Source organism: Metabacillus sp. KJ11-3, from assembly GCF_055808295.1.
This window is the reverse complement of record NZ_CM147865.1, coordinates 1,032,493-1,045,436: the sequence shown is the minus strand read 5'-3', so window position 1 is coordinate 1,045,436 and position 12,944 is coordinate 1,032,493. Positions and strand designations below refer to the sequence as shown.

The window sequence follows — 12,944 nt, the reverse complement described above, 5'->3', positions numbered from 1 at the left end:
TCAATCACCTTTAAAGGCTCTTTTTACTTTATCAAAAAAACTTTCTTCATGTTCATCAGGCTTTGAACCGCTTATGTCAGCAAATTCTCTTAAAAGATCTTTTTGCTTTTCAGTTAAGTTTGTCGGCGTTAACACACGTAAAATAACGTATTGATCTCCCTGACCGTACCCTCTTACGTTCGGAACACCTTTCCCAGACAAACGGAATTTCTTACCAGTCTGTGTTCCAGCTGGTACTTTTAATTTTACTTTTCCATGCAATGTCGGTACTTGGATTTCATCCCCAAGTGCTGCCTGCGCAAACGTTAATGGCATTTCACAATAGATATCATCGCCATCTCTTTCAAAGAATTCATGATCTCTTACGTTGAACACGACATAAAGGTCACCTGGAGGTCCACCATTTACTCCTGGTTCTCCCTGTGCAGAAACACGTAATTGCTGACCATCATCAACACCTGCAGGAATTTTGACCGAAATTTTCTTGCGCTTTTTCACCTTTCCGGTTCCACGGCAAGTTCCGCATTTATGTTTGATCATTTTCCCAGTACCTTCACAATGGTGACAAACACGGCGATTTACAATACGGCCAAATGGTGTATTTTGCTCAACACTTTGTTGCCCGCTACCACCACAATGTGTACATGTTTCCGGTTTTGTTCCTTTTTGCGCGCCTGATCCATCACATGTTTCACATGTTTCTTCTCTAGGAATTTCAATTGTTGTTTCTTTACCGAATACAGCCTCATCAAAATCCAATGTCATTGTATATTGCAGGTCCGCACCTTGTCTTGGTGCATTTGGGTCTCTTCTACGAGTTCCGCCACCAAAGATTGAGCTGAAAATATCTTCAAATCCAAAGCCGTCTCCACCAAATCCGGCACCACCACCGAAACCTTGGTTCGGATCAGTATGACCGAATTGATCATAGTGAGCTTTCTTTTGATCATCACTTAATGTTTCATAAGCTTCCGTAATTTCTTTGAATTTTGCATCAGCATCAGCTTCTTTGTTAATGTCTGGATGATAGGTTTTTGAAAGCTTTCGATAAGCTTTTTTATCTCATCCTTACTCGCGTTCTTACTTAACCCGAGGACTTCATAGTAATCACGCTTGCTCATAATTTCTCACTCCCGATTTTCTCACATAAGGTAAATTGTATCACTCAAAAGAGATGAAAAGCAACATAATTATCTATCCATATCATGCTTTTCATGTTAATAAAAAAATTCGGCTTGTCACCAGGTCTTAATGGGGAAATCCAAGTATTTCATATACGATCATCCATACTATTTTTATATTTTCTGATCGTGCAAAAAAAAAGTCAAAGTCAAGACGCACCCTGACTTTGACTTTTCACCTTAGATTGACTTATTTTTTGTCGTCATCATTTACTTCTTCAAATTCAGCATCTACAACATCATCAGCTTTGCTGCCTGCATCTCCGCCTTGTTGCTGCGCACCTGCTGCTTGCTGAGCTTGTTCATAAAGCTTCACTGATAGCTCTTGTACGATAGTTTGAAGAGCTTCTTTTTTCGCTTTAATTTCTTCTAAGTTATTACTTTCAATCGCTGATTTTAAAGCATCCTTCGCTTCGTTAGCTTTTGCTACTTCAGCTTCGTCTACTTTTCCTTCAAGATCTTTTAGCGTTTTCTCTGTTTGGAAGACTAATTGATCTGCTTCATTACGAAGTTCCACTTCTTCTTTACGCGCTTTATCAGCATCAGCGTTTTCTTCCGCTTCTTTTACCATGCGGTCGATTTCTTCATCTGATAAGCCAGTGTTTGATTTGATCGTAATGGCTTGCTCTTTGTTTGTACCTAAGTCTTTTGCACGAACATTTACGATACCATTTTTATCAATATCAAAGGATACTTCAATTTGTGGAACACCACGTGGTGCTGGTGGAATATCAGTTAATTGGAAGCGACCTAATGTTTTGTTGTCAGCTGCCATTGGACGTTCACCTTGTAGTACGTGAATATCTACTGCTGTTTGGTTATCAGCTGCTGTTGAGAACACTTGTGATTTACTTGTCGGGATTGTTGTATTACGTTCAATAAGCTTTGTAAATACACTACCCATTGTTTCAATACCAAGTGAAAGTGGAGTAACGTCAAGTAATACAACATCTTTAACGTCTCCAGTAATAACTCCACCTTGAATTGATGCACCAAGTGCAACCACTTCGTCAGGGTTTACACCTTTATGCGGTTCTTTTCCTAATGCTTTTTTAATTGCTTCCTGTACAGCAGGAATACGAGTAGAACCACCAACAAGGATAACTTTATCAATTTCATTTGCTGAAAGATCTGCATCACTTAGTGCTTGACGAACAGGTCCCATTGTTCTTTCTACTAAATCAGATGATAATTCATCAAATTTCGCACGAGATAGGCTTACTTCTAAGTGAAGTGGACCAGCTTCTCCAGCTGTAATAAATGGTAATGAAATTTGAGTTGATGTTACACCTGAAAGATCTTTTTTCGCTTTTTCAGCTGCATCTTTTAAACGTTGCAGGGCCATTTTATCTTTAGAAAGATCAATGCCGTTTTCCTTTTTGAATTCAGCAACTAAATAATCAATAATGACTTGGTCAAAGTCATCTCCACCTAGACGGTTGTCCCCAGCAGTAGAACGTACTTCGAATACACCATCACCAAGTTCAAGTACAGATACGTCAAACGTTCCGCCACCTAAGTCATAAACTAGGATTGTTTGGTCTTCGTCTGTTTTATCTAACCCATATGCTAAAGCTGCAGCAGTAGGTTCGTTGATAATACGTTCAACTTCTAAACCGGCAATTTTACCAGCATCTTTAGTAGCTTGACGCTCAGCATCATTGAAGTAAGCTGGAACAGTAATAACTGCTTTAGTAACAGGCTCTCCTAAATACTCTTCAGCGTATGATTTTAAGTGTTGAAGAATGATGGCTGAAAGTTCTTGTGGTGTATAGTTTTTACCTTCAACCTCTACTTTGTGATCAGTACCCATATGACGTTTAATTGAGATAATTGTATTTGGGTTAGTGATTGCTTGACGCTTTGCAACCTCACCAACTTGACGTTCACCGTTTTTGAAAGCAACTACAGAAGGTGTTGTACGGTTTCCTTCTGGGTTTGGAATTACTTTCGGTTCTCCGCCTTCTAAAACTGCGACACATGAGTTTGTTGTACCTAAGTCGATACCGATAATTTTACTCATTGAATAGAACCTCCTAATATGTAAGTTTATTATTGATTTACTTTTACCATGGCAGGTCGTATGACCCGATCCTTGAGTTTGTAGCCTTTTTGTAGTTCTTCTACTACAGTGTTGGATTCAAAGTTGTCATCCTCAACCTGCATAACTGCTTGATGCAGATGTGGATCAAATGGTTCACCAACAGATTTAATTACTTCTACACCTTCATTTTGAAGGGCTTGAACTAACTGGTTGTAAACCATATTCATACCTTGTAATAATGATTTTGTTTGTTCATTATTAGCTTCTATTTGTAACGCTCTTTCAAAGTTATCAAGAGCAGGTAAAATGTCAGAGACAATACTTTGAGCACGATACTTTTGAGCAGCTTCCTGATCTATGCGAGTGCGGCGTCTAAAGTTATCGAAGTCAGCTTGGTTTCGAAGCATTTTATTTTCTGTTTCGTCAAGCTTCGCTTGTAATTCAGCAATTTTTGCAGTTGTTTCATCAGCAGTTTCTTTAGCTTCTTCAACAGTTACATCTTCTGCATCGACCACTTCAACTTCGACTTCTTCAGTATCTTGTGTATCTACTGTTTCTTCTTGTTCTGCAACGTTTTTCTCATTTGACACGATGTTTCACCTCCCTTAAAGAAATCGTTATATCATATGATTTATATGCATAGGAATCGGATGGAATAGAGTATATCCCATCCATATATCAATATAACCAAGCTTATCTTTCGTGATACAATTCGGTAAGGGTTTTAGAAAGGTCACGGGTCATTCTTGTTAATAAGCTGATCACTCGTGAATACTCCATTCTTGTTGGTCCTAATACAGCAATTGTACCGAATTGATTTTCCCCTAGAGAATATGTAGCTGTAATTAAGCTACAATTTTCCATTGCGGAATTATCATTCTCTTTACCGATTTTAATTGTAATTCCCGTGTTGTCGCTTTTTAATAGACCATATATTTCTTTTTCATGTTCAATCATCGTTAATAACGACCTGATTCTGCCAATATCAGAAAACTCCGGTTGGCTTAGCATATTAGTCTTACCGCCAAAATAAATCTTTTCAGTTGAGTCTAACTTTAATGAACCAGCCATAATCCTTAATAGCATATCATAGTTTTCAATATGATCTTTAAGAACTGTGACAACTTCCTTAAAAATTTTATTCTGCAGCTCAACTAGAGGAACCCCGACTAATCTTTCATTTAAAATATTTACCATTTTTTCGATATCACCAGGGTCAAGTGATCCTGGAAATGTAATGGTTCGATTTTCAACATGACCGGTATTTGTCACAATAATAGCTACCGCTGTATCATGATTTATCGGGACTATTTGTAACCTTTTTAAGCGATTTTCATTCACTTTGGGCCCCAGAACAATCGATGTATAATTTGTCAATTCCGACAAAATTTGTGCTGATTTTTGAACAACCTTTTCTAGTTCAAATATTTTCTCAGCATAAATTGATTTAATTTGTGATACTTCTGTTTTCGTTAATCTCTGTGGAGATAATAAATGGTCCACATAGTAGCGATATCCCTTCTCAGAAGGAACACGTCCAGAAGAACTATGGGTTTTTTCAATAAATCCAAGGTCCTCTAAGTCAGCCATCTCGTTCCTAATAGTAGCCGAGCTAAACGTTATATCGTCTTTTTTCGCTAATGATCGAGAACCTACAGGCTGAGCTGAATGAATAAAATCATCAATTATTACTTGAAGGATTAACAATTGGCGATCTGTAAGCATTATTCATCACCTCTGTTAGCACTCTTTATAAGTGAGTGCTAAATATATATAAAAAGTTATCAAAACCAAAATAAATTGTCAATTAATAAATACATGAATTTTTATCCAGATTTAAGAGATCAAGAACTCTTGAAATACTTCATTACCCAATAATTTACCTTTTCGTGTTAAGAAGATAGACTTTTCAGCATCAACTAATAATCCTTTATGAACTAGCTGCTTAATTTGTTCTCCAAACTTACTTTCTAATGTTACATCAAATTTTTCAAAGAACCTTTCCTTATAAACACCTTCAACTTTGCGAAGTCCTAAAAACATTTCCTCTTCCATTGCCTCTTCAATGCTCACTCGATGTTGAGATTGAAAAGCATTTCCTAGTTCAAGTACATTTTCCATATATTTCTTAATAGGTCCGATATTTGATGTTCTAATTCCATCTTCATAGCCATGTGCGCCGGCTCCAAAACCATAATAGTACTCATTATTCCAATATGTGATATTGTGGTTACTTTCATAGCCCGGAATCGCATAATTACTAATTTCATATTGTTTGAATCCCTGTTTCTCCATTTCTTCCATTGCCAGCTCGTACATAATCGCTTCCTGCTCTTGAGGCGGCAATGATAATCTCCCCTTTTGCATGAGATTATAGAATACAGTTTTAGGTTCAATAATTAATGAATAAGCTGAATAATGTTTAACATTTAATGTAAAAGCAGTTTCAAGAGTTTTCTTAAACTGCTCTACGGTTTGGCCAGGAAGAGCATACATGAGATCTAAACTTATATTATCAAAGCCTGCTTTTTCAGCCTGATGGACCGTTCTAAACACATCTTCCGTTCGATGTACACGCCCAATTTTCTTTAATAACTCATCATCAAAGCTTTGAACTCCTATACTTAAACGATTTACACCCGCATTTTTTAATACGGACAGCTTCTCTTCTGTTAGCTCTCCGGGATTTGCTTCAACTGCAAACTCTACAAGCTGATTTCCAGGAAGTAATTCATCCGTAATTCCCTCAAATAGCCGATCTAACTGTTCTGCCGATAACGCAGTTGGTGTTCCCCCACCTATAAATATAGTCTTAAGAGGGTGTTCCAGGCTAAGTTCACTTCTATGATGCATCTCTTTAATGACCATTTCAATATATTCATCAACAGGCTGTTGTTTAAAGAATACTTTATTAAAGTCACAATAGTGACATATATGATGACAAAAGGGGATGTGAATGTAAGCTGATTGAATCATTATTTCACCTTCTAATTAAGAAGCCGCAGACATCGCTGCGGCATCAGTTTATTTCAGTTTAATGGTATCAAGTATATCACAGGCTACTTTTTGATGAAAAAGATCAGCTTTCATCCATTCGTAGTACTGCCATAAATGCTTCCTGCGGCACTTCTACTGAACCGACTTGCTTCATACGTTTTTTACCTTCTTTTTGCTTTTCTAGGAGCTTACGTTTACGGGAAATATCTCCACCGTAACATTTGGCAAGTACGTTTTTGCGCATAGCTTTAATTGTCGACCTAGCTACAATTTTTTGACCAATTGCTGCTTGAATTGGTACTTCGAATTGTTGACGTGGAATTAGTTCCTTTAGTTTTTCAACAATCATCTTTCCACGGTCGTATGCAGAATCACGATGAACAATAAATGAAAGGGCATCTATTTTTTCAGCATTTAACAGAATATCCATCTTCACCAATGTTGATGTCTTATACCCTATTAATTCATAATCAAATGAAGCATATCCCTTCGTGTTTGATTTTAATTGATCAAAGAAATCATACACAATTTCAGACAACGGAATCTCGTAATTTATACTCACACGATTTTCATCCAAGTATTGCATGTCTATAAAGTTCCCGCGTTTTTTCTGGCAAAGTTCCATAACTGCTCCAACATAATCGTTCGGAACCATAATTGCCGCCTTTACATAAGGCTCTTCAATATGATCTATCTTTTGAGGGTCTGGCATGTTAGAAGGGTTATCTACTCTAATTGTCTCTCCATCTGTTAAATGAACATCATAGATAACACTCGGAGCAGTTGTAATTAAGTCAATTTTGAATTCACGTTCAATTCGCTCCTGGATAATTTCCATGTGTAGTAATCCCAGGAACCCGCAACGGAACCCAAACCCTAACGCTTGTGATGTCTCTGGCTCAAATTGAAGAGAAGAGTCGTTTAACTCAAGCTTTTCTAAAGCTTCACGTAAATCATTATATTTTGCCGTATCGATTGGATATAGACCACAGAAAACCATAGGATTAAGCTTACGATAACCCGGAAGTGCCTCAGTTGCACCATTTTTTGCATTTGTAATCGTATCTCCGACACGAGTATCTCCGACATTTTTAATCGCTGCTGTTAAAAAACCAACGTCCCCGACATTTAATTCTTTTAACTGTACAGGCTTTGGATTAAATACCCCTACTTCAGTTACTTCAAATTCTTTACCTGTAGCCATCATTTTGATCTTTTGACCCACTTTAACCGATCCTTCTACAACACGGATATAGGCAACCACTCCGCGGTAAGCATCATATAAGGAGTCAAAAATCAATGCTTTTAACGGACCTTCAGGATCCCCCTGTGGTGCAGGAACTTTCTCAACTACTTGCTCCAGAATTTCTTCAATTCCAATACCAGCCTTAGCAGAAGCTAATACTGCTTCTGAAGCGTCTAGGCCGATAACATCCTCAACTTCTTGACGAACACGTTCTGGATCAGCACTTGGTAGATCGATTTTATTAATAACAGGTAATATTTCTAAATCATTATCAAGAGCTAAATACACGTTTGCCAGTGTTTGTGCTTCAATTCCTTGAGCTGCATCTACAACAAGGATCGCTCCTTCACATGCTGCAAGGCTTCGTGAAACCTCGTATGTAAAGTCGACGTGTCCTGGTGTATCAATTAAATGGAAAGTGTATTCCTCTCCATCTTTTGCTTTATATTTCAATTGAACAGCATTTAATTTTATTGTAATTCCACGTTCTCTTTCCAAATCCATAGAATCTAATAATTGATTCTTCATTTCACGCTGAGTTAATGCAGATGTTTTTTCTAAAATACGATCTGCTAGAGTTGATTTACCATGATCAATATGGGCAATGATCGAAAAATTCCGTATTTTCGATTGCCTATTTAATTTTTCTTCTCTGTTCATATTATGACTTCACTCCTACATAGCTTACAAATACACTATTTCTCATTATATCAACTGGCAAATCAACATTCAATGGATAATAAACATGCATTGAACAAAGTTTATTCCATCAAGAAATGATTCTGTATATAATGGTTGCAAAAAAACTGGGAAAGTTGCAAGAAAAATCGAGGCAATCAGACCAGTGAAAGCCACTATTTACAGTAGTTAAGAAAGGATAGTGAGTTACAACAATAAAAAACTGTCAAAAGATACAGTATATAATGTACTCTTTTGACAGCTTTTTCATTAGTTTTTGCTTTTGTGATTCATTCATCCATCCATTAATTCTGTTACTGTTTTAAGCAAAGATGATACACCACTGCTAACAATATTGGCAAATTGTTTACCTAATTGAGAGAACATATTAAAAGCTTCTATTTGTTCTAACTGTTCTTGTTTTTTTTGAAGGTCTTGGCTTGTAACCTCATTCCCCAGGATTGAAGCTTCTACGTCACCAGTCTCATTACTATCAATTTGGAAAGCACCTTGAAAATCAGGATCATTGTAGCCCTTCATTTTAATCATCCCTTGGTTAGCTTGTTGCATCCCAATAAGTACCCCAAAAAGTAGAACAGAACAAAGAACAATGCATTTTAACATAAATTTCACCATCTTGCTTCCCTCACAATAAGTTTACTTTTTTTCAGAAGAAGTTTCCCCATTCACCTTTTCTGCTTGCCAATAATACTCACTAAAAACATCTGCCACTGCTGCAATTGTATTTTTTAATTCGTCAAGGTTATTATCCACACCACCAAATTCAAGAAGCATGGCATTATTTGATAAATCTTGATTATAAACTCCGTTGTATCCTTTACCACCTTGTTCAAAAATACCTCTACTTAAACCTGGATATTTTTCTTGTAGTAATTCATGTAGATCTTTTGCCAGCTGTTCGTTTTTTTCAGCTGTTGGATTGTCTCCACCTATCACAAACGCAAGCTTCGCGTACGATTTGTCTCCAATTTTTATGGTTGTGACACCCTTCCTTTGTGAATCACGGTGAATGTCAATCATATACGTTAGGTCCTGATTACTTGCCATTGCACTTTGAACTACAGGACGAGAAGCTGTATAAGACTTGGCATAGTTCCAACCTTTTTGTTTCAAATTGGCTTGAATATCGGTTGTTTCCACTTGACTTCCAATTCCTTCTTCTTTAAGGGCTTTTCCTAATAGTTCACTAACCATTGTTACATTTGCCTTGGAATGAATGGCACGATTTGGATCGTCTTCACCCTCTAAAAGAGGAAGGTATGACTCCGTATTATGCGTGTTGTAAATGTACACTACTTTTTTGTCACCTGTTGTTAATGCCGGAGGAGTTTTAGGTTCACCATCATCTGCATTGACAACATCATTTTTATCAATTGAAGCTTCTCTTTCTTGAAGTAGCACTTCTGTTGGTGGTGGTGATTCATATGGCATATTTGTATAGTTTGTCCCATCTCCGGCAACAACTATTTCACTATCAAAGAGAGAAAAACCCGGTAACTCCCGTCCTAAAAGGCTTCGCGGATCATCAGGGTTTATGCTTGTTGCCACTTTAAACATAATTGAGGATAGTTTTATTGGCTCGGCTTTTTCCGGCATAGCGGAAACAAAATAGCGATTTTCCGCTCCTAACAATTGCAAGAATGCCTCACTATCAATGTGTTTTGTTAAATCATGAATGGATGAAGAGGTTAATCGGTATTCCGGCTTTAAAGATGTTAAAATACCTGAAAGTAAAAAGGTTATGACCAAAACAATGAAGCTTATGACGATTCCCTTTTTTATGCTTGTCCCATTTAAGGTAACAATCATATTGCGACTAGTAGTAGTACGCTTCATTCAATATCCTCCTTATGCTTGTCTACTAAAATGTATGTCCAAGCATAAGGAAATAGAACAACGTATTAATGAGTATAACCGCCTGAATTGCTTTGATCCACTTGTTGATGAAGGGCTGTGTTTAAGCCACTCGCGATAACATTTGCCATGTCATCGATAAATGTATCCACCTCTTTAGGTGTTACCATTAAATTATGTCCCAGAGGTGCAAGTACTTCATGAATGAGCTTACGCTTCTCATCATCCTCCAAGCCCCCGACAATACCTAAAAATTGTTGGCGTTGTTCATCACTTGGTAAATCCTCATCTGTTAAAACACGTCGTTCGCCAAAATTCATTCCTGCCGGTGTTAATGACCTTGACGGCCTGTTACCTTCGTTCATTTCTCGACCGAAATGCTTTAAGATATAATCGATCGTATCACTTGTTATGGATACAGCGTCTACTACTGTCGGGATACCGATTGCAATTACAGGGATGCCAAAAGTTTCTTTGCTTAATGCCTTTCGTTTATTCCCAACTCCTGACCCGGGGTGGATACCTGTATCTGAGATTTGAATAGTCGTATTTACACGGTCTATTGATCTGGCAGCCAACGCATCAATAGCAATAACAAAATCGGGTTTTGACTGCTCGATTACACCGGAAATAATGTCACTTGTTTCAATACCTGTTAATCCCATAACACCTGGCGCTATAGCACTAACCGGCCGGAACCCTTCTTCAACATTCTCGGGTTGAAGCTTAAATAAATGTCTTGTAATTAGAAGGTTTTCTACCGCAAGAGGACCAAGAGCATCTGGTGTTACATTCCAATTACCGAGTCCAACGACTAAACAGCTTGCATCTTTAGGTATATTTAAATCAGTTATAAACTGACTGAAATGTTTTGCAAAAACTTCAATGACTTTTTCTTGAAGCTCTGTGTCCTTTTGTCTTATCCCTTGAACTTCAAGAGTTAAATATTTCCCTGCTTTTTTTCCAACAATTTCAGAACCCTGTTCATCTATCTCCAATGAGGAAAGACCTACTCCCTCTTCCTCCCACTCTTTTATAATAACACCGCTAATATTGGATGTATTTTCAGCCTCTGTCTGCTCAAGTGCCATCGCCCTTGCTTCAACTGCCAAGTCTGTACGAACCGAATATTTACTTAAATCAAGTGACTTATCCATTTTTCAATACCTCCCATTTCATTATTCCTACTTTTTAGCCTTGCCATTTATACACGGAAACATTCTCTAATATTTGTTCAAAATGGAAGGAACAATTCCACTTGAATCCAAAATAAATAAATTTTAATGGCTTTCAATGTATTTTCCTTTACATTAGTATTGCAATATAGGTAGCTGTTTGATAGAATATCTTTTGTTCATGTAAAGGAAATGATCGAGTATTATAGATCTCGATTTACTTCTTAGGAGGTGAAAGATATGCCAAATATTAAATCTGCAATCAAACGCGTAAAAACTAGCAATGAGCGTAATGCACATAACTCTGCTATCAAATCAGCAATGCGTTCTGCTATTAAAAAAGTAGATGCACTAGTTTTAAACAACGATGCTGATAATGCAAAAACTGCACTAGTTGAAGCAAACAGCAAAATTGATAAAGCTGCACAAAGCGGTTTAGTACACAAAAACACTGCTGCTCGTTACAAATCACGTTTAGCAAAAAGTGTTAACGGATTAACTGCATAATTTAAAGAGAAAAATACGCAGGAGCTTTAAAGTCCCTGCTATCAAAACTTTCTCAAACAAAAAACGATCCGGTTTGGATCGTTTTTTTATGTTTCATTAAACAACTTTAATAAAAATAGCTCCAATAGTAGCTGTTTATCTTTTTTCCCTGTCTTCATTTCGTAATCTGCTTCTGCCAACTCCATTAATATCTTGGCCAATTCTTCCGTTTGAAATAGCCTGGCTTGTTGTAAGGCAAGCTTGACTCTGAAAGGGTGTACTTTTACAGTTGTTGCAATCTGCTGCTGACCATATCCTACAGTAGACAATTCCTTGACCTGTAAAATCAGGCGAAATTGATTAACTAATAGAGATAGAATTTTAATTGGTTCTTCATTGTTTTTTAAAAGATCATAGAATATCTGCAAAGCATGTTTGCTTCTTTTATGAATAACATGATCAATTAAGTCAAATATATTTTGCTCAAGTGTCCTGGCGACAAGAAGATTAACCGTATCAACTGTAACGATTCCACCTTCTCCAACATATGTACTGAGTTTTTGTAACTCTTGATGAATGACCATTAGGTCCCCAGCTGTTAATAAAAGCAGCTGATTAACGGCATCTCCCTCTAATTCAACTTGTGTTTCCCTAGCAACATTTATCATCCACTTTTTTGTATCCGCATCGGTAAGTGACTTCATTTCAAGTACTGTCGCTTGCTTTTTTAACAGCTTTGTAATCTTTTTCCGCTCATCCAACTTTTCGTATGGCGCAACAAATACGACAACTGTATACGGCGCTGGTGAATGTAAGTATTGTTCAAGTTTTTCAATACGGTGTTCCACTTTTTCCTTCTTTTTTTCACTTGTTAAAAATACAGGATTTTTTATTATCACAACACGGCGCTCTCCCATAAAGGGCAGAGTTTCCGCATCCTCAATGGCTGTTTCAATTGCCGTATCCTCCATGTCATATATAGATAAATTAAAATCTTTTTCCTCTTCAAGTAAAGAAGCTTGAACTATATAGCGTAATGTTTCTTGCATTAAAAAAGCCTCTTCTCCTAAAAGCAAATATACGGGGTTTAATTTCTTATTCTGGATATCCTTCCATACATCAAAAATCATCTTTATTTTCTCCAATCGTTCATTTCACTTCACTTATCGTAAAATGAAACCATCACTTTGGCAAGTATGAAAAGGAAACTCTATTTGCATTTACCAGGCTTTTTTTATAAAATAAGTATAAGAGACCTGAGA

At 37.0% G+C, this 12,944-nt stretch carries 10 protein-coding genes and 1 pseudogene; 1 reads left to right on the top strand and 10 read right to left on the bottom strand.

Going from position 1 to position 12,944, the window contains the following annotated elements:
- The 9 genes and pseudogenes from dnaJ to gpr all read right to left on the bottom strand — a co-directional run bounded on the left by dnaJ (position 1) and on the right by gpr (position 11,178).
- Positions 1 to 1,121, bottom strand: a pseudogene (dnaJ, locus tag AC0L8O_RS05335) (molecular chaperone DnaJ).
- A 250-nt stretch (positions 1,122 to 1,371) separates the two neighbouring features.
- A complete protein-coding gene (dnaK, locus tag AC0L8O_RS05330; RefSeq protein ID WP_473446875.1) occupies positions 1,372 to 3,204 on the bottom strand; it encodes a molecular chaperone DnaK in 1,833 nt (610 codons plus the stop codon).
- 29 nt (positions 3,205 to 3,233) lie between these two features.
- Positions 3,234 to 3,815, bottom strand: coding sequence for a nucleotide exchange factor GrpE (gene grpE / locus AC0L8O_RS05325; protein ID WP_473446874.1), 582 nt, complete (start codon positions 3,813 to 3,815; stop codon positions 3,234 to 3,236).
- A 103-nt stretch (positions 3,816 to 3,918) separates the two neighbouring features.
- Positions 3,919 to 4,950, bottom strand: a complete 1,032-nt coding sequence (hrcA, locus tag AC0L8O_RS05320) for a heat-inducible transcriptional repressor HrcA (RefSeq protein WP_473446873.1) — start codon at positions 4,948 to 4,950, stop codon at positions 3,919 to 3,921.
- Positions 4,951 to 5,061: 111 nt separating this feature from the next.
- Entirely contained in the window at positions 5,062 to 6,198 is a 1,137-nt protein-coding gene (hemW, locus tag AC0L8O_RS05315; protein ID WP_473448680.1) for a radical SAM family heme chaperone HemW, read from the bottom strand.
- 106 nt (positions 6,199 to 6,304) lie between these two features.
- A complete protein-coding gene (gene lepA / locus AC0L8O_RS05310) occupies positions 6,305 to 8,128 on the bottom strand; it encodes a translation elongation factor 4 (RefSeq protein ID WP_473446872.1) in 1,824 nt (607 codons plus the stop codon).
- A gap of 312 nt (positions 8,129 to 8,440) precedes the next feature.
- Positions 8,441 to 8,782 carry a YqxA family protein gene (locus tag AC0L8O_RS05305; RefSeq protein WP_026558688.1) on the bottom strand — a complete coding sequence of 114 codons (342 nt, stop codon included), beginning with the start codon at positions 8,780 to 8,782 and terminating at the stop codon, positions 8,441 to 8,443.
- Positions 8,783 to 8,803: 21 nt separating this feature from the next.
- Positions 8,804 to 10,003 (bottom strand): stage II sporulation protein P, encoded by a 1,200-nt coding sequence (gene spoIIP / locus AC0L8O_RS05300; RefSeq protein ID WP_473446871.1) that lies wholly within the window; start codon positions 10,001 to 10,003, stop codon positions 8,804 to 8,806.
- Positions 10,004 to 10,068: 65 nt separating this feature from the next.
- Positions 10,069 to 11,178 carry a GPR endopeptidase gene (gene gpr, locus AC0L8O_RS05295; RefSeq protein WP_473446870.1) on the bottom strand — a complete coding sequence of 370 codons (1,110 nt, stop codon included), beginning with the start codon at positions 11,176 to 11,178 and terminating at the stop codon, positions 10,069 to 10,071.
- Positions 11,179 to 11,436: 258 nt separating this feature from the next.
- Here gpr and rpsT point away from each other — a divergent pair, with 258 nt between their 5' ends.
- On the top strand, positions 11,437 to 11,703 hold the full coding sequence (gene rpsT, locus AC0L8O_RS05290) for a 30S ribosomal protein S20 (RefSeq protein WP_078432395.1): 267 nt from the start codon (positions 11,437 to 11,439) through the stop codon (positions 11,701 to 11,703).
- Between the two features lie 86 nt (positions 11,704 to 11,789).
- Here rpsT and holA read toward each other — a convergent pair whose 3' ends face one another.
- Positions 11,790 to 12,812, bottom strand: coding sequence for a DNA polymerase III subunit delta (gene holA / locus AC0L8O_RS05285; protein WP_473446869.1), 1,023 nt, complete (start codon positions 12,810 to 12,812; stop codon positions 11,790 to 11,792).
- Between the last annotated feature and the right edge of the window lie 132 nt (positions 12,813 to 12,944).